The organism is Streptomyces sp. NPDC097640 (genome assembly GCF_040302705.1).
Taxonomy (GTDB): Bacteria; Actinomycetota; Actinomycetes; order Streptomycetales; family Streptomycetaceae; genus Streptomyces.
Window position 1 is genome coordinate 26440 of the sequence record NZ_JBEOSB010000006.1, and the last position, 25012, is coordinate 51451.

Consider the following 25012-nt stretch of genomic DNA (forward strand, 5'->3'; position numbering starts at 1 on the left):
GCGCGGGAACGGGGCGCGAACGCGGCGGGAACGGCGGCGCGGCAGTCCCGGGGCCGCGGCCGTAAGGTGGTCGGCGATGGATCTGTACCGCCCCGCCGCACCGCCCGCCCCGCCGGGCCCCCCGGCCGCCGCCCCGGAGCCGCCCGATCAGCTCGTCGCGCTGGCCGCGCGGCTGCGCGCGCTGCCGCCCTCGTGCGGGCCCGTACGGCTGGTCGCGGTGGACGGGCACGCCGGGTCCGGCAAGACCACGTTCACCGGGCGGCTGGCGGCGGCGCTCGGCGGCGCCCCCGTACTGCACACCGACGACCTCGCCACCCACGACGAGCTGTTCGCCTGGACCGGGCGGCTGCGCGCACAGATCCTCGACCCCCTCGCCCGCGGCGCCGCCGCCCGCTACGCGCCGTACGACTGGGTGGAGCGCCGCTTCACGGCCGCCTCACGGCGGCTCGACCCGGCTCCCGTGGTGCTCGTCGAGGGCGTGGGCAGCGGGTGCCGCGCCCTGCGCCCGCACCTCGCGCGCCTGCTGTGGATGGAACTGCCCGAGGCGGAGTCCTGGCGGCGGGGACAGCTGCGGGACGGACCGGAGATGTCCACATTCTGGGACGGCTGGCTTCTCGCCGAGCGCGCGCATTTCGCCGCCGACCCCTCGCGTCCCCATGCCGAAATCCTGGTGGTGCAGCGAAACGAGGGGTACGAGTTGCTCACGGGGCCCGCCGAGGCGCCCTGAACCACCCCCGGCCCTCACTCTGTGTGACGATGCGCGGCCGGCCGCGCCCGCGCGGCGCTCCCGGCGCACGACGCGCACCCCAACTCGGCTTGACCTAGGGCCCATACAGGTCTTACGTTCTCAATATGCGACTCGCGCGAGTCGCCCCATAACGCGAAGCCCCCGGTTGTTCCCCCGTGATCGGGGGCTTCGTCCTGTCCGGGAGGGCTCACGGAGATCCTTCCGGAGCCCCTTTCCACCACTTTTGTTCTCGAGCCCCCTCACCCTGGGTGACCAGCGTCTTCCGGCCTTTCGCGCCCCGTCCGCGCCCCCGCGCACGCCGCCCGGCCAGGCAAGTTGGACACGAACAGCCGTGCGGCACCCTCGGCCCGTGCGGCCTGCGCAGGTACGATGCGAAGCGGGGCAGCCGCCCCTGCGGCAACCACGGGGGCAGGGTTTGTGGGGGACGTGATGGATTTCGGCACGCAGGGTTCGCACGCCCCGGCCGATCTCGCCTGGCTGCGTGCCGTCGACGCCTACACCATGGGCGCGTACGCGCAGGCGGAGGACGAGTTCCGGGCCGCGGTGCGGCAGGATCCCGGAATGGCCGACGCCTGGCTCGGTCTGCACGCGCTGCGGGCCGACACCACCACCGCGCTGCTGCGGATGTACCGGCACCGCGACCGCTTCGGCGAACAGCGCGCCCGCCACCGCCGCACCCTGAACTCCTGGTACTGGCTGGGCTGGTGGGTCCAGCCCGTCCTGGAGACCAGCCGTGACCTGCTGCTCGCACACGCCTCCCACTGGCTCGACGGCCGCCACGTCCCCGAGCTGGACCGGGCCCTGGCCGGCTGCCCGCCCGTGGAGGCGGATCCGCAGGCGCGCTTTCTGCACGCCTGCCGGGCCTATCTGGTCAAGGACTGGGAGCAGCTGGTGCGGCACACCGAGCCGCTGCTGGACGATCCGTTACTGGGCATCGAGGCGGGGCTGTTCGGCGGCATGGCCCGGGTGCGCCTCGAGATGTACGGCCAGGCGGAACCGCTGCTCGCCGCCGCCCTGATGCGCTGCCGCAGCGAACAGCCGCAGCGCAAGGAGCTGCGCTACTGGCTGGCCCGCGCCCATGAGGGCACCGGCCGCAGCGCCGCGGCGCTCCCCCTCTACCGCGCGGTGCACCGCATCGACCCGACCTTCATGGACACCTCGGCCCGCCTCGCGGCCATAGCGGAGGGCGACGGCCTCGACGAGACCGCCGACCTCGCCGCCGTCTCGCTGGCCGGGCTCGGCAGCCAGGACGCCGCCGAGGGCCGCGACGCCGCCACCGACCCCGACCCCCTGGTCACGGCCGACCCGCCGGACGGCCGCGAGCTGCGCGCCACCGGCCCGGACCCGGAAGGCCCCCCGCTGGTCGGCGCCCCCGTGGTCGCCGCCGACGGCCCGCGCGAGCGAGCCGGCGCGACCCCGCAGCCCGGCCCCTCCGACCCCGTCCTGCTGGAGAACGCGCTTCAGGAGCTGGAGCGCATGGTGGGCCTGGAACCCGTCAAGCGGCAGGTGCGGGCGCTGTCCGCCCAGCTCCACATGGCCCGGCTGCGCGCCGGACAGGGCCTCCCGGTCCAGCCGCCCAAGCGCCACTTCGTCTTCTCCGGCCCCTCCGGCACCGGCAAGACCACCGTCGCCCGCATCCTCGGCCGCGTGTTCTACGCGCTCGGACTGCTGGGCGGCGACCACCTGGTCGAGGCCGGGCGCGCCGACCTGGTCGGCGAGTACCTCGGCCAGACGGCCGTGAAGGCCAACGAGCTGATCGACTCCGCGCTCGGCGGGGTGCTGTTCGTGGACGAGGCGTACTCCCTCTCCAACTCCGGCTACAGCAAGGGCGACGCGTACGGCGACGAGGCGCTCCAGGTACTGCTCAAGCGCGCCGAGGACAACCGCGACCGCCTCGTGGTGATCCTCGCCGGCTACCCCGAGGGCATGGACCGGCTGCTGGCCGCGAACCCTGGCCTCGGCTCGCGCTTCACCACCCGCGTCGACTTCCCCAGCTACCGCCCGCTCGAGCTCACCCGCATCGGCGAGGTCCTGGCCGCGGAGAACGGCGACAAGTGGGACGAGGAGGCCGTGGAGGAGCTGCGGTCCATCAGCGGACACGTGGTGGAGCAGGGCTGGATCGACGAGCTGGGCAACGGGCGGTTTCTGCGAACGCTGTACGAGAAGAGTTGCGCGTACCGGGATCTGCGGTTGTCCGGGTGGACGGGGACGCCTACGCGCGAGGATCTCGCGACGCTGCGGCTGCCGGATCTGATGCAGGCGTACGGCGAGGTCCTCTCCGGCCGCGGCCCCATGTACCGCGACCCCGAGGACCCACCCCTGGAGTAGCGCACGCTGCGCCTGCGGCGGGCCTTTGTCCCCGACCCGCCCCTTCCCGAAACTCCTCAAGCGCCGGAGGGGCTAGAACTAGCCCCTCCGGCGCTTGAGGAGCGGGGTCCGGGGTGGAGCCCCCCACGCGGCGGAGCCGCATATCGATGCTGCGGGAAGGGGCGGGGAGGGGACAAAGCCCGCCGCAGGCGCGAACGCAACGGTCAGCCGACCATCGCGCGCTCCTCCTCCGAAGCCGACGGCGCCGAAGGCGCCACCTCGCCCCGCGGCTCGGCCACCCGATCCCGTGCCCCACCCCGGTGAGAGGGGTCCCGCACCTCGCCCACCAGCATCTCCAGCACGTCCTCCAGGGCCACGAGCCCCAGCACCTTCCCGGACGCGTCGGCGACAGCCGCCAGATGGGAGGCCGACCGCCGCATCTGGGTCAGCGCGTCGTCCAGCGGCAGCTCGGCCCGCAGCGTGCCGATGGGGCGCCACACATGCTGGGGTACGGCCCGGTCCGGGGCCTCCAGGTCCAGGACGTCCTTCACATGGAGATAGCCCATGAACGCGCCGCCCGCCTCGCGCACCGGGAACCGGGAGTAGCCGGTCCGTACGGTGAGCTCCTCGATCTGCCGGGGCGTGACCGAGGGGTCGACGGTGACCAGGCCCGCCGGGTCGAGCAGGACGTCCGTGACGGGGCGGCTGCCGAGCTCCAGGGCGTCGGCGAGCCGCTCGTGCTCGCCGGGGTCGAGCAGCCCGGCCTGCCGGGAGTCCTCGACGAGGTGGGTGAGCTGCTCGCTGGTGAAGACCGCCTCGATCTCGTCCTTGGGCTCCACGCGGAACAGCCGCAGCACCTGCCGGGCGCAGGCGCCGAGCAGGGCGGTGACCGGCCGGCAGAGGCGGGCGAAGGTGACCAGGCCGGGGGCGAGCCAGAGGGCGGTCTTCTCGGGGGCCGCCATGGCCAGGTTCTTCGGCACCATCTCACCGATGACCAGGTGCAGACAGACCACCACCGCGAGGGCGATGGCGTAGCCGAGCGGGTGGACCAGCTGCTCGGGCAGGTGGACGGCGTGGAAGACCGGCTCCAGCAGGTGCGCGACGGTGGGTTCGGCGACCGCGCCGAGCGTCAGCGAGCAGATGGTGATGCCGAACTGCGCGGCCGCCATCATCTGCGGCAGGTTCTCCAGGCCCGTGAGCACCGTACGGGCGCGGGCCGAGCCCTCGGCCGCGCGGGGCTCGATCTGGCTGCGGCGGACGGAGACGAGAGCGAACTCGGCGCCGACAAAGAAGCCGTTGGCGAGGACCAGGAGAGCGGCGAAGAGAAGTTGGACCAGGCTCATCGTTCCGCCCCCCGCGCGGCGCCGCCGACGGCACCGCTTCCGTTGACTGTGCCAGTGCCGGCGCCGACGGCCGCCGGAGCCTCGGTGCGTATGATCCGCACCCGCTCGGCCCGGTGGTGTCCGACCTGCCGGACCGACAGTTTCCAGCCGGGCAGCTCGGCGGTGTCGCCGACGGCCGGGATCCGTGCGAGGAGGTCGGCGACCAGGCCGGCCACCGTCTCGTACGGCCCGTCCGGCGCCTCCAGGCCGATCCGGCGCAGGGTGTCGACGCGGCAGCCGCCGTCGGCCTCCCAGGTGGGGCGGCCGTCCTCGGCGGCGAGCGGCACCAGGTCCGGGGTGTCCGCGGCCTCGTCGTCGTGCTCGTCGCGCACCTCTCCGACCAGCTCCTCGACGATGTCCTCCAGGGTGACCACGCCGGCCGTGCCGCCGTACTCGTCGACGACGACGGCTATCGGCTGTTCGCTGCGCAGCCGCTCCAGGAGGGGCTGCACGGGCAGGGTCTCGGGGACCAGCACCGGGGACTGGGCGATCCGCGCCACGGGGGTGCGCAACCGCTCCTGCGAGGGCACCGCGAGGGCGTCCTTGAGGTGCACCATGCCGACCACCTCATCGAGGCGCTCGCGGTAGACGGGAAAGCGGGACAGCCCGGTGGCGCGGGTGAGGTTGAGCACGTCCTCCGCGGTCGCGGAGGACTGGAGGGCGCTGACCCGCACGCGGGGCGTCATCACGTGCTGCGCGGTCAGGTCGCCGAGGGAGAGGGTGCGCACGAACAGGTCCGCGGTGTCCTGTTCGATGGCGCCCGCCTGCGCGGAGTGGCGGGCGAGGGAGACCAGCTCGCCGGGGGTGCGGGCGGAGGCCAGCTCCTCGGTGGGCTCCACTCCCAGCGCCCGCACCAGCCGGTTGGCGACCGTGTTGAGCATGGCGATGAGCGGGCGGAAGAACCGGGCGAAGGCGTGCTGCGGCCCGGCGACGAACCGCGCGACCTGGAGCGGCCGGGAGACCGCCCAGTTCTTGGGGACCAGCTCGCCGATGATCATCTGGACGGCCGAGGCGATCAGCATGCCCACCACCACGGCGATGCCGGAGACCGCGCCGTGCGGCAGCCCGGTGGCGCTCAGGGGAGGGGTCAGCAGCGCGCCGAGCGCGGGCTCGGCAAGCATGCCGACCACCAGGGAGGTGATGGTGATGCCCAGCTGGGTGCCGGAGAGCTGGAAGGACAGCTCGCGCAGGGCCTCGACGACGGTACGGGCCCGGCGGTCGCCCTCGGCGGCGGCACGCTCGGCGTCCGGCCGCTCGACGGTGACCAGGCCGAATTCGGCCGCCACGAAGAAGCCGTTGGCGAGGATCAGAACGAGTGCTGCCGCGAGCAGCAGGAGGGACAGGGTGATACTCATGCCGCCGCCCACGGGTGAGGGGCGGCGCAGGTACTACAGGACGATCCGTCCATCTCTGGAGGGAGTCACTCCTCGGGTCGCAGGGGCCTGCCGGGATGGGCACAACGGTGCACGGACAGGTGGTACGGGCCGGGGCACCATCGGCGCCCCCGCAACAGAGTAATCAAGGATCCCGCGTTCCGGGCAGGCCCCGGCGGCCGGAGAGGGCCGATCGGGCGGCCTTCAGCCGTCTTCGGGGTCCCGGTTCCCGCCCGACCGGCCGGTGCCGTGCTCCTCGGCGAGCGCGCGCAGAACGCGCGCGTCGCCGATGGCGCGGGCCTTGGCGATACCGGGCTGGATGCCCATCACGGGCAGGCTGGTGCCGTCGGAGAGGTCCAGGAAGACCCACGGGTCACCGGGCCGCAGATTGACCCGCAGGACCTCCGCCCAGGCCAGCCGGCGCTTGGTGGTGAGATTGACGACGGTCACCCCGCCGGAGTCGGCGACCACCTTGGGCCGGCTGAGCAGCGCCAGCACACCGAAGAACAGCAGGCCGGTGAAGATGAAGCTGAGCCTCTCCCCCGGGTTCAGCCCCTCCAGGACCAGTGCGATCGCCGTGAGGAGGACGACCAGGACGGTCCCGGTGGTCAGCAGGACGGCCCGGGTGCGGGTCGGCCGGAAGGTGACGGGGAGGGCGGGGAGCCCGGCAGGGGGCTGCGCGGGCGCCGGCTCGGAGGCGGACACGTGGTGTGGGGTCTCTCCGTGAGAGGAACGGTGGGTCTGGTGGGAGGGCGGGCCGTTGAAGGGCGCGCCGGACGTCAGAGGCGGCAGGCGTGGATGCCGGTGGTCAGGATGGCCCGCGCCCCCAGGTCGTACAGCTCGTCCATGATCCGCTGGGCGTCCTTGGTCGGGACCATCGAGCGGACCGCGACCCAGCCCTCGTGGTGCAGCGGGGAGACGGTGGGCGACTCGAGGCCGGGGGTGAGCGCCACCGCCCGCTCCACCTGCTCGACCCGGATGTCGTAGTCCATCATCACGTAGCGCCGGGCCACCAGCACGCCCTGCATCCGGCGGAGGAACTGCTGGACCTTGGGGTCGTCGACGGGCGCGCCGGTGCGGCGGATGACGATCGCCTCGGACTTCAGGATCGGCTCCCCGATGATCTCCAGACCGGCGTTGCGCAGGGTGGTGCCGGTCTCCACGACATCCGCGATGACCTCGGCCACGCCGAGCTGGATGGCGGTCTCGACGGCGCCGTCGAGGTGCACGACGGCGGCGTCGACGCCGTTGTCCGCGAGGTGCTTGGTGACCAGGCCCGAGAAGGAGGTGGCGACGGTCATCCCGCCGAACTCGCTGACGTCCTTCGCCGTGCCGGGCCGGGTGGCGTAGCGGAAGGTGGACCCGGCGAAGCCGAGCTGCATGATCTCCTCGGCCTGGGAGCCGGAGTCGAGCAGCAGGTCACGGCCGGTGATGCCGATGTCGAGGCGGCCCGAGCCGACGTACACGGCGATGTCGCGGGGGCGCAGGAAGAAGAACTCGACCTCGTTCTCGGAGTCGACGAGCACCAGCTCCCTGCGGTCCTTGCGCTGCCGGTAGCCGGCCTCATGGAGCATCGCCGACGCAGGCTCGGACAGTGAACCCTTGTTGGGGACGGCGATGCGCAGCATGAGAACTTCTTCCTTACGTGGGCGAGGCGTGGGCGAGGGGCGGGACGGGGCGGGCCGGCTCAGAGGTGGGCGTAGACGTCGTCGAGGGTCAGGCCCCGGGCGATCATCATCACCTGGAGGTGGTAGAGGAGCTGTGAGATCTCCTCGGCGGCCGCCGCGTCGCTCTCGTACTCGGCGGCCATCCACACCTCGGCGGCCTCCTCCACGACCTTCTTGCCGATGGCGTGTACGCCCGACTGAAGCAGCTCGGCGGTGCGGGAGGTGGCGGGATCGGCCGTGAGGGCCTTCTGCTGAAGCTCGGCGAAGAGCTCCTCGAACGTCTTCTTGGGCATGATGCCCGTCATCCTACTGGGGGCGCCGGGCGCGGCTCTGCGCCAGGGCCAGGGTCTGTCGTCGAAGGGGGCGTCCGGCCGCGAGCGGCGTCTGGCGCAGGGGGCACCGCCCAGCGGTAGCTGGGGGAGCCGCCCGCCGCGGCAGCGGCCGATGTCACTGCGGCGTCGGGAGCAGGGCGCCTCCTTTGACGACAGCCCTAGGCAACCGACCGCAGGGTCACGGCGGTGGCGACGGCCGCGGTGACCGCCTCGTGGCCCTTGTCCTCGTTCGACCCCGGGAGCCCGGCCCGGTCGAGCGCCTGCTCCTCGGTGTCGCAGGTGAGCACGCCGAAGCCGATGGGCACCCCGGTGTCCACGCTGACCTGGGTGAGGCCCTGGGTGACGCCCTGGCACACATAGTCGAAGTGGGGGGTGCCGCCGCGGATCACGACGCCGAGGGCCACGACCGCGTCGTAGCCGCGGTCGGCGAGCACCTTGGCGGCCACCGGCAGCTCCCAGCTGCCCGGCACGCGCAGCAGGGCCGGCTCGGCGATGCCCAGCTCGCGCAGGGCGCGCAGCGCCCCGTCGACCAGCCCGTCCATCACCTGGGCGTGCCACTGGGCGGCCACCACGGCCACGCGCAGGTCTCCGCTGTTCTCCACGGACAGCTCGGGGGCTCCCTTACCGCTCACGTCTTCATCTCTCCTTGGTGCTGGTGTTGCTTTTCTGATCTGAGGGGACGGCTACTGGTTGCCGCAGGCGGACATCGGCTGGGGGTGGCCGTTCTCCAGCCACGGCAGGTCGTGGCCCATCCGGTCGCGCTTGGTGCGCAGATAGCGCAGGTTGTGCTCGCCCGCCTGGATGGGCATGGGCTCGCGGCCGGTGACCCGCAGCCCGTGCTGGACCAGCGCCGCGGTCTTCTCCGGGTTGTTGGTCATCAGACGCAGGGAGCGGACGCCGAGGTCGGTGAGGATGCGGGCGCCGGCGGCGTAGTCGCGGGCGTCGGCGGGCAGGCCGAGTTCGAGGTTGGCGTCGAGGGTGTCGCGGCCCAGCTCCTGGAGCTCGTACGCGCGCAGCTTGGACAGCAGTCCGATGCCGCGGCCCTCGTGGCCGCGCAGATAGACCACCACGCCGCGGCCCTCGGCGGTGACCCGCTGGAGGGAGGCGTGCAGCTGGGGGCCGCAGTCGCAGCGCTGCGATCCGAAGACATCGCCGGTCAGGCACTCGGAGTGGACGCGGACCAGGACGTCCTCGCCGTCGCCGATGTCGCCCTGGACGAGGGCGATGTGCTCGACGCCGTCGACGGTCGAGCGGTAGCCGTACGCCTGGAAGTCGCCGAAGGCGGTGGGCAGCCGGGTCTCGGCCTCGCGCCGCACGGTGGACTCGGTGGCCCGGCGGTAGGCGATCAGCTCTTCGATGGAGATGATCGCCAGCCCGTGTTCGCGGGCGAAGGAGACCAGTTCGGGCAGGCGCAGCATGGTGCCGTCCGCGCCCGCGATCTCGCAGATCGCGGCGGCCGGGCGGAGCCCCGCCAGCCGGGCGAGGTCGACACCGGCCTCGGTGTGGCCGTCGCGGGTCAGCACGCCTCCGGTGCGGGCGCGCAGCGGGAAGATGTGCCCGGGGCGGGCGAAGTCGCCGGGGGCGCTGTGCGGGTCGGCCAGCAGGCGCAGGGTGGTGGACCGGTCGGCGGCGGAGATGCCGGTGCCGACGCCGTGTTCGGCGGTGGCGTCGACCGAGACGGTGAAGGCGGTGCGCATGGACTCGGAGTTCTGCTCCACCATCTGCGGCAGCTCGAGCCGGTCGAGGTCGGTGCCCTCGAGGGTGGCGCAGATCAGCCCGCGGCACTCGCGCATCATGAAGGCGACGATCTCGGGGGTGGCCTTCTCCGCGGCGACGATGAGGTCGCCCTCGTTCTCCCGGTCCTCGTCGTCCACGACCACGACGGGGCGTCCGGCGGCGATCTCGGCGATCGCCCGCTCGACGGAGTCGAGCGAGACCTCGTCGGGCCACTCGGCGGCGTTGGGCTCGGTGCGCACGCTCGGCAGGGTCTGTACGGGGGTCATGTGTCGCTTCCTGGTGTTCCTGCTGTCCGTGGGCTCCTGTGCGTCGCCGACGGCGGGGGCGGTCATGCGAGGGTCTCCTCGTCCGTGGCGTCCAGCGGGCGGGCGTCCTTGCCCAGCAGCCGCTCGACGTACTTGGCGAGCACGTCCACCTCGAGGTTGACCGGGTCGCCGGCCTGCTTGACGCCCAGGGTGGTGAGGTCGAGGGTCGTCGGGATGAGGCTGACGGTGAAGTAGTCGGGGCCCGCGTCGACGACGGTCAGGCTGATGCCGTCGACCGTGATGGAGCCCTTCTCGACCACATAGCGGCTCAGCTCGGCGGGGAGCGAGACCTTGACGATCTCCCAGTGCTCGGAGGGCTTGCGCTCGACGATGGTGCCGGTGCCGTCGACGTGGCCCTGCACCAGATGGCCGCCCAGGCGCCCGCCGAGCGCCATGGGGCGCTCCAGGTTGACGCGGGAGCCGACGGCGAGGGCGCCGAGGCTGGAGCGGTTCAGGGTCTCGGCCATGACGTCGGCGGAGAACCGGCCGTCCTCCGTCTCGACGACGGTGAGGCAGACGCCGTTGACGGCGATGGAGTCGCCGTGCTTGGCGCCTTCGGTGACGACGGGGCCGCTGACCAGGAAGCGGGACGCGTCGCCGAGGTTCTCGACGGCGACGATCTCGCCCAGTTCTTCGACGATTCCGGTGAACACTCAGCTCTCCTCGGGGGCGACGGGAACGGTGGGGAAGGTGGGCACGGCGGTGACGCGCAGGTCGGGGCCGAGCCTGGTGACGTCGGTCAGCTCCAGGCGAAGCGCGCGGGTGATGGTGGTAATTCCCGCGTCGGCGAGGGCGTGGGTGCCCGCGCCGAGCAGTACGGGGGCGAGATAGCCGACGACCTTGTCGACGGCGCGGGCGGCGAGGAACGCCCCGGCGAGCGTGGGGCCGCCCTCCAGCAGGACCGAGCGGACGCCGCGCGTGTACAACTCCTCGAGCAGCGCGGGGATGTCCAGGCCCGGCCCGGCCGCGGCGCGCGGCAGCCGGACGGTCTCGGCGCCCGGCGGCACGGCGGGGGCGTCCTCGGCGACGGCGACCAGGGTGGGCGCGGTGCCGTCGAGGACCCGGGCGCCCGGGGCGATGGTGCCCTTGCTGTCGAGGACGACGCGCAGCGGCTGCCGGGCGCCGTCCCGGCCGCGCACCGCGAGGTGCGGGTCGTCGGCGCGAAGGGTGCCGGAGCCGACCACCACCGCGTCGGCCTCGGCGCGCAGCCGGTGCACATCGGCGCGGGACTCGGCCGAGGTGATCCAGCGGCTGGTGCCGTCGGCGGCGGCGCTGCGCCCGTCCAGGGTCGCGGCGTACTTCCACAGCACGAAGGGGCGGCCGAGGCGTGTCGAGGCCAGCCAGGCCTCGTTGCCCGCGGCGGCCTGGTCGGCGAGCAGGCCGCTCTCCACGTCGGCCCCGGCGGCGGCGAGGGTGGCGGCCCCGCCGGCGGCCTGGTCGTTGGGGTCGGCGACCGCGTACACGACGCGGGCGATTCCGGCGGCCAGCAGCGCCTGGGCGCAGGGGCCGGTGCGACCGGTGTGGTTGCAGGGTTCGAGGGTGACGACGGCGGTGCCGCCGCGGGCCCGCTCACCGGCGGCGCGCAGGGCGTGGATCTCCGCGTGCGGCCCGCCGGCCCCCTGGTGCCAGCCCTCGCCGGCGGTACGGCCGTCGGCGTCGAGGATCACGCAGCCGACGACGGGGTTGGGGCTGGTGTGGCCGAGGCCCCGGGCGGCGAGCGCCACGGCACGGCGCATCGCTTCGGCTTCGGCTGCGGTGGCCACCGGGTCCTCCTGCCTCTTCGGGCACGGACTCCGGGGCTGTCGAGATGACAGAAGCGGAAAGACGGCACCGGGGAACGCCTGGGCCGGGAAACGGTCCGCCACAAGGGGCGGGCCGCCGACAGCGGCGCACCGGTGCTCTGCTCCCGCCGCGCACTGCCTCCCATCCGGACTTTCACCGTCGGTCCAGGAATTTCACCTGGTCAACCGGCCGCTGGAGGCGGACGGGTCGCGGACTGTAACCGCCGGCTCGGATTTTCACCGACCCCGGAGTGCGCTGACGTCACTGGTACGGCCCCAGTGTGCCACGGGACGTCGGCACAGCTGGAGCCGTAGGAGTGTGGCTTGCCTCACCCGCCGGTCAGCCGGTGGTGGCGATGCTGTCGAGCTGCTCGACGGCGGGCCGCAGCGACCACAGGTCGCCGCCGGGCGGCGCCTGGAGCGCGGGGAGCGCCGCCTTGGCCCTGCGGTCGCCCGCGTCGGCCGCCGCGTGCACGATGTCGCTGGCCGCGTACGCGCGGAAGTCCAGCTCCGGGTACGGCCAGGGGCGCGCCCCGGTGGCCGCCGGGACCAGCACGTCCACGGCCTTGAAGAGATTCGCCCCGCCCGGTCCCGTGTAGTGCCACAGGTCCACGCCGACGTGCTTGCCGACGGCCGCGAGCCGGGTGAAGGCGACGAGGTTGAAGGTGGAGTAGTGGAAGCTGCGGGTGCGGGACAGCTCGCCGGGCTGGGTGCCGTCCGCCGCGATCTGGGCGTCCACGCGCTTGGTCCGGGCCTCGCGGACGACCTGGCGGGCGAGGTCGCGGTCGCCGACCGCCGCGGCGATGGCGGCGACCTGCATGTCGAAGAAGGTGCCGTGGTTGTTCTCGGCGGCGCCCTCCTCCTTGCCGAAGTCGCTGTTCACCAGCCAGTCCAGGAACTGCTTGTTCCAGGTGCGGAAGCCGGTGTGGTCCTGGCGGGACCAGCCGGGGGCGCCGGTGTCGAGGATGGCGGCGGCGTCCAGGAGGCTGGTGAAGCCCTGGGAGAAGTCGATGATGCCGATGGCGCGGCCGTCGTACTTGCAGGGGATGAACTGGGCGTGGTTCAGGCTGGGGTTCATCCGGGTCGCCGGGGTGACGAACCAGGTGCGCAGGATCTCGGCGGCGTGCTCGGCGTAGTCGCGCTTGCCGGTGTAGTACCAGGCCAGGGAGAGCTCGTAGGCGGACTCGAAGACCTTGCCCACCTCGGGGCGGTCCGTCATCTTGTCCACATCGGGGTTCCGCTGGCCATCCTTCTGAACGTAGGGGCAGCCGTACGGATTGTCCTCGGTCTTCGGCTGGGTGGGCCACCAGTACGGGGCCTGGCTGAAGTAGTCGTGCTTGTCGCCGCTGGGCGGCACCTGGTCCTTGTCGGTGACCGTCCAGGGGCCCTGGGTCATCCACTGGTCGGCCTGGGCGGTCAGATCGCGTACGGTCCGCTTCAGCCGGGCGTCCCCGGCCTGGAGCTTCGCCTTGGTCAGGGCCAGGCGCGGGCCGTCGAGCACCACGGTTTCGGGCACCGGGGCCGGGTGGCGGGCGGGCTCGGCGCCCTGGGCGGAGGGGGCGGCGGGGATGGCCAGCACCGCGAGTACCGCGGCAAGGGCGACGGAGAGGGCGACAGCGGCGCGGGCGATCGGCCCACGCCCTGGAGGAGTTGCTCCCATCGAGGACCCCAATCAGCTATCTGAACAGGATTCAGGATCGCGATCGTGAGTCAGGCTATGTCGGGGCCATGCTCACGACAAGAGACCGCGCACAACTCCGCCCGGCGGAGAACCGTCCGTTCCGGGTACGGCCACGGGCGCCGAACAGCCGGCTCCCGGTACGGCTACGGGGCGCCGAACAGCTGGTTCTGGGTGGCGTCCATGGCGGTCAGGACCGCACCCCGCAGCACCCCGCCACCGCCCACCACCCCGGCCCGCACCTGGGTGCGCAGCGGCGACATCCGCCGGAGCCGGTCCTCCACACGCCGCGCCAGGGCAGGGCCCCCGGCCCGGCCCACCTCTCCGCCGAGCACCACACAGCCCGGGTCGAGCACCGCGCACACCGCGGCCGCCCCGACCGCGATCCGGCCCGCGAGCGCTTCCAGGAACGGCTCGCCCCGCTCCCCCGCGTCCACCGCGGCCCGTACGGCCGCCTCCGCCGCCGGCGCGTCGTCCGCCGCGTCGGCCGACAGGCCCAGCTCACGGGCGAGTTCACAGACCGCCGGGCTGCTCGCGAGCGAGTGGAAGCCGCCGTCGCAGGCGGTCGCCGAGGGCAGCCCCGACGTCCCCGGCACCGGCATGAAGCCGATCTCCCCCGTGCCGCCCGAGGCCCCGCGCCGCAGCACCCGGTCGAGCACGACGGCCGCGCCGACGCCATGGCCGAGCCACAGCAGCACAAAGGTGTCCCGGTCGCGGACCACACCGAGCCGCTGCTCGGCGACCGCGGCCAGGTTGACCTCGTTCTCCAGCAGCACCGGCGCCCCGAGGCCGCCGTGCAGGGCCGCGCTCAGCTCACGGTGCCAGCCGGGCAGGGAGTCGGTGACGGCCAGCTCGCCGGTCGCCGGGTCGACGAGCCCCGGGGCGCCGATGCCGATGTGGTGCAGCCGCTCGGCCCCCGCCTCCCGGGCCGTGCGCCGCACCAGATCCACCGTGGCCTCGGCGGCCCGCGCGGGCTCCACGTCGGCGGCGACCGGCAGTGTGGCCTCGGAGACGGTATGGCCCAGCAGATCGGCCACGCACACCGCGACGCTCCGCGCACGGACGTCCACGCCCGCCACATGCGCGCTGTCCGCGACGATGCCGTACACCCGGGCGTTGGGCCCCCGCCGCTCGGCGCCCGCCTCCCCCACCACCGCGATCAGCCCGGCGCCCCGCAACCGCTCGACCAGGTCCGCGATGGTGGGCCGGGACAGCCCGGTCATGGACTTGAGCTGACCGGCGGTCAGCGGCCCCTCATCCTTGAGGAGATGCAGGGCGAGGCGGTCGTTGATGGCCCGCGCCGTACTCGGGGAGGCGGTACGGCCCGCCAGGGACACGCGCGTCGACGTCATGGCGGGATCCTTTCAGAGGCACCGCTCATATGGACCCTATCTATCAGGGACCCTTCCTGATAGTTTCCGTGGGCGGTGGACGAGACGCGTCTCCAGGAGGGTGGGCAGCGGGGTCATGGGCGACGGTACGGAGGCGCAAGCTCCGCAACAGCGCGAGGTCCGGCGGGCGCGGGTGGCCGTGGCGGCCGTGTTCGCCGTCCACGGCGCGGTCACCGGCAACTTCGCCACCCGCGTGCCCTGGATCCAGGAGCACCTGGACCTCGGCGCGGGCCTGCTCGGCCTCGCGCTGGTCTTCCCCGCGCTCGGGGCCTCCTTCGCGATGCCCCTGGCCGGGCGGATCAGCCACCGCTTCGGCGCCCGCGCCGCGCTGCGCGCACTGATCGCGCTGTGGTGCCTGTCGCTCGCGCTGCCGCCGATGGCGCCCGGCCTGGTCTGGCTGTGCGGCGCGCTGTTCGTCTACGGCGCCACCGCCGGGATGGCCGACGTCGCCATGAACGCCCTCGGCGTGGAGGTCGAGAACCGCCTCGGCCGCTCCATCATGTCCGGGCTGCACGGCATGTGGAGCGTCGGAGCGCTCCTCGGCTCGGCGGCCGGCACGCTCGCCGCCCACGCCGGCACGGACGCCCGGCTGCACCTCGGCCTCGCCGCCGCCGTGCTCACCGTGATCGGCGCGGTCGTCTGCCGCTGGGTGCTCGACCTGCGCAGCGCCCCCGAGGAGCACCCGCCGCCCCGCTTCGCCCTGCCGCCCCGCTCCGCGCTGATCATCGGCGCGGTCGGCTTCTGCGCGGTGTTCGCGGAGGGCGCGAGCCTGGACTGGTCGGCGGTCTATCTGCGGGACGTCCTGGACTCCTCCCCCGGCCTCGCCGCCGTCTGTACCACGGCCTTCTCCTGCACGATGGCCGCGGCCCGGCTCGTCGGCGACGCGGTGGTGGGCCGCTTCGGCGCGGTGCGGACCGTACGCGCGGGCGGTGTCCTGTCCACGGCCGGCGGCGTGCTGGTGGTGACGGCCACCGGGCCCGCCCTGGCCATCACCGGATTCGGCCTGCTCGGCCTGGGCGTCGCGGTGGTCGTCCCGCTCGCCTTCGCGGCGGCGGGGCGCAGCGGGCCGGCTCCCAGCCAGGCGATCGCGGGCGTCGCGACGATCACGTACACATCGGGGCTGATCGCTCCGGCCGCGATGGGGTCGATCGCGGACGCGACCTCGCTGACGGCGTCGTTCGGTGTGGTGACGGTGCTGGCGCTGGGGCTGGTGGTGGGGGCGGGGGTGCTGCGCGGGCCGGCGCGCGAGGGGGCGGCGGCGGGCGGCCATGCGGACGCGGCGGCGTCCAGCGCGACGCAGCGCTGACACGTCACCCGGCCCGTCTCTCAACCCGGCCCGCCTCTCACCATCCGGAAGCGGGCCGGGCCGGCGCCGGGCCGGTCAGCCCTCCGGGCCGGCGCCGAGACGGGCGTACTCCTCCACGATCTGCGCCTCCGCCCGCCGCAGATAGTCGAGCATCGCCCGCTCCGCCTCCTCCCCGCGCCGGGCCAACAACAGGTCGCACACCTGGCGGTTCAGCGGCACATACGGCTTCTGGAACCGTTCGCGGTCGTCGAAGATGTGGTACATGAGCCGCACTTCGGCCAGGACGCCGCGCATGATCTCGGTCATCCGGGGGTTGCCGGCCAGGTCCGTGACCGCCAGGTGGAAGCGCATGTTCGCCGAGCCGGTCTCACGCCAGAGCCCCTCGGCCGCCGCTTCGGCGCATTCCCGTTCGACCGCGTCGATGGCGGCCAGCGCGGCGTCGGGAGCGGTGGCGACCTCGCGGATCGCGGCCCCCTCGATCACCCGGCGCACCTGGTAGAGCCGGCGCGCGTCCTCGGCCGTCACATCCCGGACGAAGACGCCCCGATGGGCCTGATGGACCAGCAGCCGCTCATGGCTGAGCAGCCGGAACGCCTCGCGGAGGGTGTTGCGGGAGATGCCGAGCGCGGTGCTGATGGAGTGCTCCGACAGCCGGGTGCCCGGCGACAGCAGCCCCTCGAGGATGCGCGTCCGCAGCACGTCCGCGACCTGCTCGGCGGCGTTCACGCGCGCCAGCAGCCCACGGTCGTCCTCCAGTCGGCGCAGTATCCCGTCGTCGTTCAGTGCCCCCACCGCACCCCGTCCTTCGCTCGAATGCTTGAAACATGCCGTTGACATATCCGGCTCATCGTTTAACACATTGTTCCCTTGTGGAGTTGTTCAACAATTCTCTACCGTATGGACCCCGAGCGTACCCGCGGACAAGGAGAAGCGTGAGCAGCATCGCACCCCGGGCGGAGGCCGAGGCCCCCGGCGCCCGCGAGCACGAACCAGGCGGCGGCAGCGGCCCCGTCATGGACACCAACCGCCTGGACACCGCGGCGGCCATCGATCTGCTCACCCGGATGGTGCGGTTGGACAGCCGTACCGAAACCCCCGGCGAGAGCGAGTTGGCGGGCATGCTGGTGGAGCGGATGCGCGCCCTCGGCCTGGATGCCCGGCGCCAGGAGGTGTCGCCGGGGAGGTTCAACGCGATCGGCGTCTGGCGGGGCACCGGGGAGGGCCCCAGCCTGATGTTCAACGGGCATCTGGACACCAACCCGGTCACCGAGGGCTGGACGGTCGACCCCTGGGGCGGCCTGGTCGACGAACACTTCGTCTACGGCCTGGGCGTGTCCAACATGAAGGCCGGCTGCGCCTCGTACCTGGCGGCGGTGGAGGCCCTGATCAGCCAGGGCGTCAGGCCCAAGGGCGATGTGGTCCTCACGTTCGTGGTCGGTGAACTGCAAGGCGGCGTCGGCACCGTGGCGATGTTGGACAGCGGGGTGCGCGCCGACTACTTCGTCAACTGTGAGCCCACCGACCTGGGGGCGCTCACCCTCCACGCGGGCGCCGTCGACTTCGCCGTCGAACTCACCGGAGTCACCCGCCATCTGTCCAAGCGCGAGGAGGCGGTGGACGCCATCGAGGCGGCCTGCCGGCTCGTTCCCCGGCTCAACGCGATGACCTTCAGCGGCGCGGCGAGTCCGGACCATCTGTCGGTCAACCGCGCCAACGTCGGGGTGGTGCGCGGCGCGCTGTCCCGCGACTTCCACGAGTGGCGCCCGCCCCAGGTGGCCGACTTCGTCCGGATGAGCGGCACCGCGCGCTACGCCCCCAGTCAGACGCCCGACGGCGTGCTGGCGGACATCACCGGGGTGCTGCGCGGCGTGGAGCAGGAGTTCCCCGGGCTGCGGGCCACGGTCAAGCGCCTCAGCGAGGAGACCGGACGACCGGAGTTCCCCGCCTTCGAGGCCTCCCCGGACTCACCGGTGGTACGCGCGGTCAACGACGCCTACCGGCAGGTGCGCGGCGAGCCGCAGCCCACCGGGGCCCTGCGGCCCTGCTGCTTCTTCGGCAGCGACGCGGCCCATCTGGCGCGGCAGGCCGGCATGGACGGGGTCGTCTGCGGGCCCGGCGGCCGGTACAACACCATGCCCGACGAGCGCGTGGACCTGCCCGACTACCTCGACATGATCAAAATGCACATGCTCACCATAGGGACGATCTGTGGCACCACAGCAGCTCACCTCGACTGACTTCCACGGGGCCCCGGTCACGATCGATCATGTGACCACCGGCTACGGGGGGATCACCGCGATCGACGACGTGCACCTGGAGGTCGGGGCCGGCGAGTTCGTAGCCCTCCTCGGCCCCAGCGGCTCGGGCAAGACGACCCTGCTGATGTCCGTCGCCGGATTCGAGACGCCCTCGGGCGGCCGGATCCTGGTCGACGGCGACGACGTCACCCGGCTCCCGCCGCACCGGCGTGGCTTCGGCATCGTCTTCCAGCGCTACGCCCTCTTCCCCCACCTGAGCGTGGCACGCAATGTGGAGTACCCGCTGCGCATGCGCGGCCTGCCGCGTGCCGAGCGGCGGCGCGCCGTGCGCGAGGCGCTCGACCTGGTCGACCTCGGCCCCTTCGCCGAGCGCCGCCCGCACCAGCTCTCCGGCGGCCAGCAACAGCGTGTGGCGCTCGCCCGCGCCCTGGTCTTCCGGCCCCCGGTGCTGCTGATGGACGAGCCGCTGGGCGCCTTGGACCGCAAGCTGCGCGAGCAGGTGCAGCTGGAGATCCGCAGGCTCCACCGCGAACTGGGCACCACCGTGCTCTATGTGACCCATGACCAGGACGAGGCGCTGGTCATGGCGGACCGGATCGCGGTGCTCAAGGACGGCCGGATCGAGCAGTACGACACCCCGACCGGCATGTACGAGGCGCCCGCCAGCGAGTTCGTGGCCGGTTTCCTGGGTCGTACCAACGTCATCGCCGCCAGGGTCGTCAGCGGCGGGCCCGGCCGGGCGACGGTCGCGGTCGCCGACCGCGAGCTGCCCGCCCTGGTCCCGGCGGACGCCGAACCCCCGGCACCGGGTGTCGAGGTGAGCCTGGCGGTACGGCCGGAGCGGATCGCGCTGGCCGACAAGCCGTCGGACACCTCGCTGCCCGCCACCGTCAGCGAGGTGATCTTCAGCGGCGCGACCACCTCGGTGGTGTGCGAGACCGTCGGCGCCCAGCTCGCGGTCGAGCTGCTGTCGGACGGACGCACCGGCCGGCTCCAGGCCGGCGACACCGTCCATCTGAGCTGGGGCGCCGACGCCGCCCGGCTCTTCCCCCGGCGCCCCTGACCCCACCGGCCACCCGCCCGGCATCGATCCCCTCCGGCACACCGCCGGACCATCCCCTGTGCGAGATAGGGACAGTTCCATGAACCATCTGACACCCTCCGCCCTGAGCCGGAGAAACCTGCTCTTCGGAGCGGGCGCCGGCATCGCCGCGCTCGGCCTCGGCGCCTGCGCCAACCCGGACAAGGTCGGCAAGTCCAGCTCCGCCGGGGGCTCCGGCTCGTCGGACGGCCTGGTGGTCTACGACGGCGGCGGCGCCTGGGGAGCGGCCCAGCGCAAGGCGTACTTCGAGCCGTTCCAGAAGGAAACCGGGATCAAGCTGACCACGTCGATCGCCCCGCCCTCGGCGCAGCTCAAGGCGGCCATCGAGGCGGGCAAGCCGGGCATGGACGTCATCGACCTCAACGGGTCGCGCGTCGCCACCTGGGCCAGGACCGGCCTCATCCAGAAGATCGACTACGGCCAGTGGGACGACACCTCCCTCAAGGCCAAGTTCCACCCCTACCCGGCGCTGGAGTACGCCGTCCCCTCGCTGATCTTCGCCGTACAGCTGGCCTACTCCAAGAAGGCCCTGGGCGGCAAGGACATGACACGGTGGGCCGATCTGTGGGACGCGTCCCTCCCGGGCAAGCGGTCCCTGTTTCCGGGCAACGGCCCCGGCGGCTGCACCCTGGAGATCGCGTTGCTGGCCGACGGGGTGAAGCCGGAGGACCTGTATCCGCTCGATGTCGACCGTGCGCTGGCCAAGATAGGCAAACTGCGGTCACGGGTACTGAAGTTCTGGGAGAGCGGCGCGGAGTCGGTGCAGCTGCTCACGGACGGTGAGATCTCGGCGCTCGCCGCGTGGAACGGCCGTATCCAGGACGCCGTCGGCAAGGGCGCCGATGTCCAGTCGACCTTCAACCAGGCCATCCTCCAGGTCGACTACTGGGCCATCCCCAAGGGGTCGAGGAACGTCGAGGGCGCGCTGCGGTTCATCGAGTTCTGCTCCCGGCCCGACCGGCAGGCGGAGTTCGCGAAGCTGATCACATACGCCCCCACCACCCAGGAGGCGTACCGGCACATCTCCGACGAGCGGCAGAAGCTGCTGGCCACCTCCCAGCACAACCTGGACAAGACCATCGCGCAGGACAACGACTTCTGGGGCTCCTCGGCGGGCCGGGGCAAGACCCAGGAGGAGATGGCCATCGACCGCTGGCAGAAGTGGCTGACCAAGGCATGACCATGTCCACATCGGCGGCCCGCACCGCCCCGCCGGGAACGCCGCCCCCACCCGCCGCACCGGCCTCCCGCCCGCGCCGCCGTATCCGGTGGCTCGGGCCGGGCGGGCTGGTGCTTCCGGCGGTCGCCGTGCTCGGGGTGCTCTTCCTTTTCCCGCTGACCAGGCTGATCACCGACAGCCTCCAGACCGACTCCGGTCTGAGCCTTGACCGGTACACCGCGCTGCTGCACGACGGGATCTTTCTGCCGGTGCTCTGGCGCACGGTGGAGATCGCGCTGAGCGTCACCGTCGTGGCCGCCGTCATCGGCTACCCGTTCGCGTATGCCGCCGTCCGGCTGCCGACGCTGCCCGCCGCCGTACTGCTGGCCTGCGTCACGCTGCCCTTCTTCAGTTCCACGCTGATCCGCAGCTACGCCTGGCGGGTGCTGCTCAGCGACAACGGACTGATCAACAAGGCCATGCTGGCGGCCGGTCTGTTCGACTCGCCCCATCAACTGGTCTTCAACGACACCGGTGTCATCATCGGGATGACCCAGGTGCTGCTGCCGATGATGGTGATGCCCCTGTACGCGGCGATGCGCGGCATCGACCGCTCGGCGGTGCGCGCCGCCCGCTCCATGGGCGCCTCCCCCTTCACCGCCTGGCGCACCGTGTTCCTGCCGCTGTCGGTGCGCGGGCTCGCGGCCGGGGCCAGCCTGGTGTTCATCACCTCGCTCGGTTACTACACCACCCCCGCGCTGCTGGGCGGCGCCTCCACCCCGATGATCGCCCAGCGCATCGACGCCCAGATCAACACCCAGCAGCAGTACGGGCCCACGGCCGCCGAGGCCGCGGTGCTGCTCGTCCTGGTCCTGGTCCTGATGGCCCTCCTGCGCCGCCCGCTGGGCCTGTCCCTGGACCGTACGCAGGACCGCGGCGCGGGCCGCGGGTGGTTCGCGGGACCGCGGCGGGCGTGGCGGCGCGCCGCCGACGGGCTGTCGGGCGCCGCCGACTACGCGGTGCGCGAGTTCGCGGGCGGCGCGGTGGGGCACGCCGCCCGCCGGGTCGGCGACATCTGCTCGACACTGCGCTACGTCATCCTCGGCGCGGTCACCGCGGTCGCCGTGGCGGGCCTGGTCGGGCCGCTGGTCGTCATCTGCATGCTGGCGTTCAGCAAAGCCGACTTCCTGACCTTCCCCCCGCCCGGCTACTCCACCCGCTGGTTCAGCGACTACTTCCAGGACGCCGACTGGACCCAGTCGACGGTGCTGAGCCTGTGGGTGTCGCTCGCGGCCGCGCTCGTCGCCACGGTGGTCGGGACGCTCGCCGCGTACGGCATCGTGCGCGCCCGAGGCCGGCGGCTGCCCGCCCTGACCTATCTGCTGACCGTGAGCCCCATGGTCATGCCGCAGATCATCTACGCCGTGGCGCTGTTCTTCTTCCTGGTCCCGCTCGGAGTGCTGGGTACGCCGACCGCGATCCTGCTGGCCGACACGGTGCTCGCCCTGCCCTACGTGGTGGTGGTGACCACCGCCGTGCTCCGGGGTCTTGACCCGCTGCACGAGAAGGCCGCCGCCAGCCTCGGGGCGTCGCCGCTGCGCGTCGGCCGCACCGTCATCGCGCCGCTGGCCGCGCCCGGCATTCTCGCGGCCCTGCTGTTCGCGTTCATCCTGGCCTTCGACGACCTGTTGATGGGCGTCTTCCTGGGCGGCCCGCACACGGTGACGCTCCAGGTGCGGATGTACCAGAACATCCTCTTCGAGATCAGCCCCAAGGTCGCGGCCGTCGGTGTCCTGTTGACCACCGGAGTGCTGCTGCTCGCGGGCTTCACCTTCCTGCTGTCACGCCGCGGACGCGGCACCTTCGCCGGTGGCCATCTGGTGCCGGAGACCGCACCCTCCGGAGAGACCCCGTGAACGCTCCCGACCCGACAGCCGCGGCCCCCCGAGTGCGCGTCGCCGACCAGGGCCTCCTCATCCGCGGTGCCCTCCTCGCCGACGGCACCGGCGCCGAGCCGGACCACCGCGACGTCCTGGTCACCGGGGACCGCGTCGCCGCGGTCGAGCCGCCGGGGCGGATCCCCGACCAGGGGCGGCGCGTCGTGGACGCCACCGGGCAGGTGCTGGCGCCCGGCTTCGTCGATGTCCACTCCCACAGCGACAACGCGCCCCTGTACGGGCCCGGGGATCTGCCCAAGCTCCTCCAGGGGGTGACGACGGAGGTCGTCGGCAACTGCGGCTTCTCACTGGCCCCGTTCACCGACACCCGGCAGGTACGGGACTACGCCGCGGTCACCTTCCCGCCCGAACTGCCCTTCACCTGGCGGGGGTTCGCCGACCTGTTCAAGGCCACCGACGCCGCCGGGTACATCACCAACTACGTACCGCTGGTCGGCCATGGCACGGTGCGCAGCATGGTGTGCGGCGGCACCGCCCGCCCGGCGCGGGCGGAGGAGCTGCGGGAGATGGGCCGGGCGGTGGCGGAGGCCTGCGACGCCGGATGCTTCGGGCTGTCCTCGGGCCTGGCCTACTCCCCCGGCTCGTTCGCCGACACCGCCGAACTCACCTCCCTGGTCCGCCATATGCCGCGGCACGGGATCTACGCCAGCCATATCCGCAGCGAGGGCCCGGGGCTGCTGGACAGCCTGCGCGAGGCGGTGCGGATCGGCCATGAGACGGGCCGTCGGGTGCAGATCTCCCACCTCAAGGTCCCCGGACGCGGCAGCCCCGACCGGGCCGAGCAGGTCCTCGGCCTGCTGCGCCGGGCCCGCCGGGAGGGGCTTGCCGTGGCCCAGGACATCTACCCGTACACCGCGGCGTCCCTGATGCTCTCCGCGTGTCTGCCCCGGTGGGCCCACGACGGCGGTGGCGCGGCGCTGCTCACCCGGCTGGCGGACCCGCGCCTGGTGGAGCGGATGCGCGCCGAGGTCGAGGAACACACGGACGGCGGGGGCGGCGCCGAGGGCGGGGACTGGGACAACCACGTGGCCTCCGCCGGCTACCGGTCCATCCGGGTCGCCTCCACGGCCACCGGCACCTACGACGGACAGGCGCTGACGGATCTCGCCGCGGCGCTGGGCATGGCCCCCTTCGACACCCTGGTGCATATCGTCCGGCACGAGGAGAACCGGGCCAACATGATCGTCGACACGGTCTCCGACGACGACATCGCCGCCCTGCTGCGCGATGAACACACCATGCTGGGCACCGACGGCGCACCCCCCGGCTGGGGCACCTCCCCGCACCCACGCGTCAGCGGCACCTTCCCGCGCCTGCTGCGCCGCTTCGTCCGCGACCTGCGCGTGCTCTCCCTGCCCGCCGCCGTCGCCCGGATGACCTCGCTGCCCGCCGACACCTTCGGCCTGGCCGACAGGGGGCGGGTCCGGGTGGGCGCAGTCGCCGACCTGGTCATCTTCGATCCGCAGGAGGTACAGGACCGCGCCACGTACGACAGCCCGCTCCGTCCGCCGGAGGGCATCGGCAAGGTGCTGGTGGGCGGCCAGGTCGTCGTCGACGGCGGCCGCTGGACCGGCCGCCGCACGGGGGCCCGCCTCACCCCCGGGTGAGGCCGGCGCGCGATCGTTCGGGCGGGGCCGAAGTGTCGGGGACGGATGATGGGCTTATGTCGCAGCCCCACCCCCGCGGACCCCAGCTCGCCCGCCTCGCCTCGCTGCTCGCCGACGAGACCCGCGCGTCGTTCTGTCTGGCGCTGCTCGACGGGCGCGCCTGGACCGCCGGGGAGCTGGCGCGGCTCGCCGGGGTGGCCGCGTCGACCGCGAGCGAGCATCTGAGCTGGCTCGTCGAGGGCGGCCTGCTGGCGGAGGAGCGGCAGGGCAGGCATCGCTACGTACGGCTGGCGGGGCCGCAGGTCGCCCAGCTGATCGAGGACCTGTCCGGCCATGCCGCCCCGCCGCCCGCGCCCCGTACGCTGCGCGCGGCCAGCGCCGGTGAGGCCATGGCGCGGGCCCGCACCTGCTACGACCATCTCGCCGGGCGGCTGGGCACGGCGATCACCGACGCGATGGTGGAGCACGGGCTGCTGCGGAGGGCGGCGGGGTTCGCGCTGACCGACGTCGGCCTGGCCTGGTTCCGGCGGCTCGGCGTGGACCTGTCGGCGGCCCCGCGCGGGCGCCGGCCGATGGCGCGCAGCTGTCTGGACTGGACCGAGCGCAGACCGCATCTGGCGGGCGTGGCGGGCGCCGCGCTGTGCCGGCATGCGCTGGACGCGGGGTGGTGTGCGCGGATCGGCAGCCAGCGGGCGCTGCGGGTGAGCGAGGAGGGGCGGCGGGCGCTGCACGACCTGCTGGGCGTGCGACTCCCCGAATGACCGGCCCGACCGGCCTGACCGGCCTGACCGGACGGAGCGCGCGCCTCGCGGGCCGGGTGGATCGCCTGGGGGCGAGGACACGCTGGTCCGGGGCCTGATCTACCATTTCCCGGCCGAGCCCGGGCCGTCCGGGGCAGGCCACCCCCAGCAGCCCATAGTG

Annotated in this window: 21 protein-coding genes and 1 riboswitch; of the genes, 9 read left to right on the plus strand and 12 right to left on the minus strand. The window is 73.1% G+C overall.

What is annotated here, in order from left to right; genetic code table 11:
• Positions 1-76: 76 nt before the first annotated feature.
• Positions 77-727, plus strand: a complete 651-nt coding sequence (locus tag ABTY62_RS10705) for a uridine kinase family protein (RefSeq protein WP_352129084.1) — start codon at positions 77-79, stop codon at positions 725-727.
• A gap of 450 nt (positions 728-1177) precedes the next feature.
• A complete protein-coding gene (locus tag ABTY62_RS10710) occupies positions 1178-3076 on the plus strand; it encodes an AAA family ATPase (protein ID WP_352129085.1) in 1899 nt (632 codons plus the stop codon).
• 203 nt (positions 3077-3279) lie between these two features.
• On the opposite strand, the gene ABTY62_RS10715 is transcribed toward ABTY62_RS10710, so the two are convergent.
• The 11 genes from ABTY62_RS10715 to ABTY62_RS10765 form a co-directional block, all read right to left on the minus strand.
• A complete protein-coding gene (locus tag ABTY62_RS10715) occupies positions 3280-4398 on the minus strand; it encodes a hemolysin family protein (protein ID WP_352129086.1) in 1119 nt (372 codons plus the stop codon).
• A complete protein-coding gene (locus ABTY62_RS10720; protein WP_352129350.1) occupies positions 4395-5786 on the minus strand; it encodes a hemolysin family protein in 1392 nt (463 codons plus the stop codon). The genes ABTY62_RS10715 and ABTY62_RS10720 overlap by 4 nt, the downstream gene beginning before the upstream one ends.
• 228 nt (positions 5787-6014) lie before the next feature.
• Positions 6015-6515: a PH domain-containing protein gene (locus ABTY62_RS10725; protein WP_352129087.1), complete on the minus strand. Its 501-nt coding sequence runs from the start codon at positions 6513-6515 to the stop codon at positions 6015-6017.
• A gap of 74 nt (positions 6516-6589) precedes the next feature.
• Positions 6590-7438: an ATP phosphoribosyltransferase gene (hisG, locus tag ABTY62_RS10730; RefSeq protein ID WP_311725863.1), complete on the minus strand. Its 849-nt coding sequence runs from the start codon at positions 7436-7438 to the stop codon at positions 6590-6592.
• Positions 7439-7497: 59 nt separating this feature from the next.
• Complete coding sequence (locus ABTY62_RS10735) at positions 7498-7770, minus strand: phosphoribosyl-ATP diphosphatase (protein WP_311725862.1); 273 nt, start codon at positions 7768-7770, stop codon at positions 7498-7500.
• Between the two features lie 197 nt (positions 7771-7967).
• Entirely contained in the window at positions 7968-8441 is a 474-nt protein-coding gene (gene ribH / locus ABTY62_RS10740; protein ID WP_352129088.1) for a 6,7-dimethyl-8-ribityllumazine synthase, read from the minus strand.
• Positions 8442-8492: 51 nt separating this feature from the next.
• Positions 8493-9812, minus strand: coding sequence for a bifunctional 3,4-dihydroxy-2-butanone-4-phosphate synthase/GTP cyclohydrolase II (locus ABTY62_RS10745; RefSeq protein WP_352129351.1), 1320 nt, complete (start codon positions 9810-9812; stop codon positions 8493-8495).
• 62 nt (positions 9813-9874) lie between these two features.
• Entirely contained in the window at positions 9875-10504 is a 630-nt protein-coding gene (locus ABTY62_RS10750; protein WP_352129089.1) for a riboflavin synthase, read from the minus strand.
• Positions 10505-11614, minus strand: a complete 1110-nt coding sequence (gene ribD / locus ABTY62_RS10755; protein ID WP_352129090.1) for a bifunctional diaminohydroxyphosphoribosylaminopyrimidine deaminase/5-amino-6-(5-phosphoribosylamino)uracil reductase RibD — start codon at positions 11612-11614, stop codon at positions 10505-10507.
• 146 nt (positions 11615-11760) lie between these two features.
• Positions 11761-11891, minus strand: a riboswitch (FMN riboswitch).
• 81 nt (positions 11892-11972) lie between these two features.
• Positions 11973-13292, minus strand: a complete 1320-nt coding sequence (locus tag ABTY62_RS10760) for an alginate lyase family protein (RefSeq protein ID WP_352129091.1) — start codon at positions 13290-13292, stop codon at positions 11973-11975.
• Positions 13293-13456: 164 nt separating this feature from the next.
• On the minus strand, positions 13457-14662 hold the full coding sequence (locus ABTY62_RS10765; RefSeq protein ID WP_352129092.1) for an ROK family transcriptional regulator: 1206 nt from the start codon (positions 14660-14662) through the stop codon (positions 13457-13459).
• Positions 14663-14777: 115 nt separating this feature from the next.
• Here ABTY62_RS10765 and ABTY62_RS10770 point away from each other — a divergent pair, with 115 nt between their 5' ends.
• Positions 14778-16007: an MFS transporter gene (locus tag ABTY62_RS10770; RefSeq protein ID WP_352129093.1), complete on the plus strand. Its 1230-nt coding sequence runs from the start codon at positions 14778-14780 to the stop codon at positions 16005-16007.
• Between the two features lie 75 nt (positions 16008-16082).
• Here ABTY62_RS10770 and ABTY62_RS10775 read toward each other — a convergent pair whose 3' ends face one another.
• Positions 16083-16799: a GntR family transcriptional regulator gene (locus ABTY62_RS10775; protein WP_352129094.1), complete on the minus strand. Its 717-nt coding sequence runs from the start codon at positions 16797-16799 to the stop codon at positions 16083-16085.
• 140 nt (positions 16800-16939) lie between these two features.
• Here ABTY62_RS10775 and ABTY62_RS10780 point away from each other — a divergent pair, with 140 nt between their 5' ends.
• From ABTY62_RS10780 to ABTY62_RS10805, 6 genes are all read left to right on the plus strand, one after another.
• Complete coding sequence (locus tag ABTY62_RS10780; protein WP_352129095.1) at positions 16940-18244, plus strand: M20 family metallopeptidase; 1305 nt, start codon at positions 16940-16942, stop codon at positions 18242-18244.
• Positions 18245-18275: 31 nt separating this feature from the next.
• Positions 18276-19328 (plus strand): ABC transporter ATP-binding protein, encoded by a 1053-nt coding sequence (locus tag ABTY62_RS10785; protein ID WP_352129096.1) that lies wholly within the window; start codon positions 18276-18278, stop codon positions 19326-19328.
• Between the two features lie 79 nt (positions 19329-19407).
• On the plus strand, positions 19408-20547 hold the full coding sequence (locus ABTY62_RS10790; RefSeq protein WP_352129097.1) for an ABC transporter substrate-binding protein: 1140 nt from the start codon (positions 19408-19410) through the stop codon (positions 20545-20547).
• Positions 20544-22442, plus strand: coding sequence for an ABC transporter permease subunit (locus tag ABTY62_RS10795; RefSeq protein ID WP_352129098.1), 1899 nt, complete (start codon positions 20544-20546; stop codon positions 22440-22442). Before ABTY62_RS10790 ends, ABTY62_RS10795 begins: the two co-directional genes overlap by 4 nt.
• On the plus strand, positions 22439-24091 hold the full coding sequence (locus ABTY62_RS10800) for an N-acyl-D-amino-acid deacylase family protein (RefSeq protein ID WP_352129099.1): 1653 nt from the start codon (positions 22439-22441) through the stop codon (positions 24089-24091). Before ABTY62_RS10795 ends, ABTY62_RS10800 begins: the two co-directional genes overlap by 4 nt.
• Before the next feature lie 56 nt (positions 24092-24147).
• A complete protein-coding gene (locus ABTY62_RS10805) occupies positions 24148-24852 on the plus strand; it encodes an ArsR/SmtB family transcription factor (protein ID WP_352129100.1) in 705 nt (234 codons plus the stop codon).
• Positions 24853-25012 lie beyond the last annotated feature (160 nt).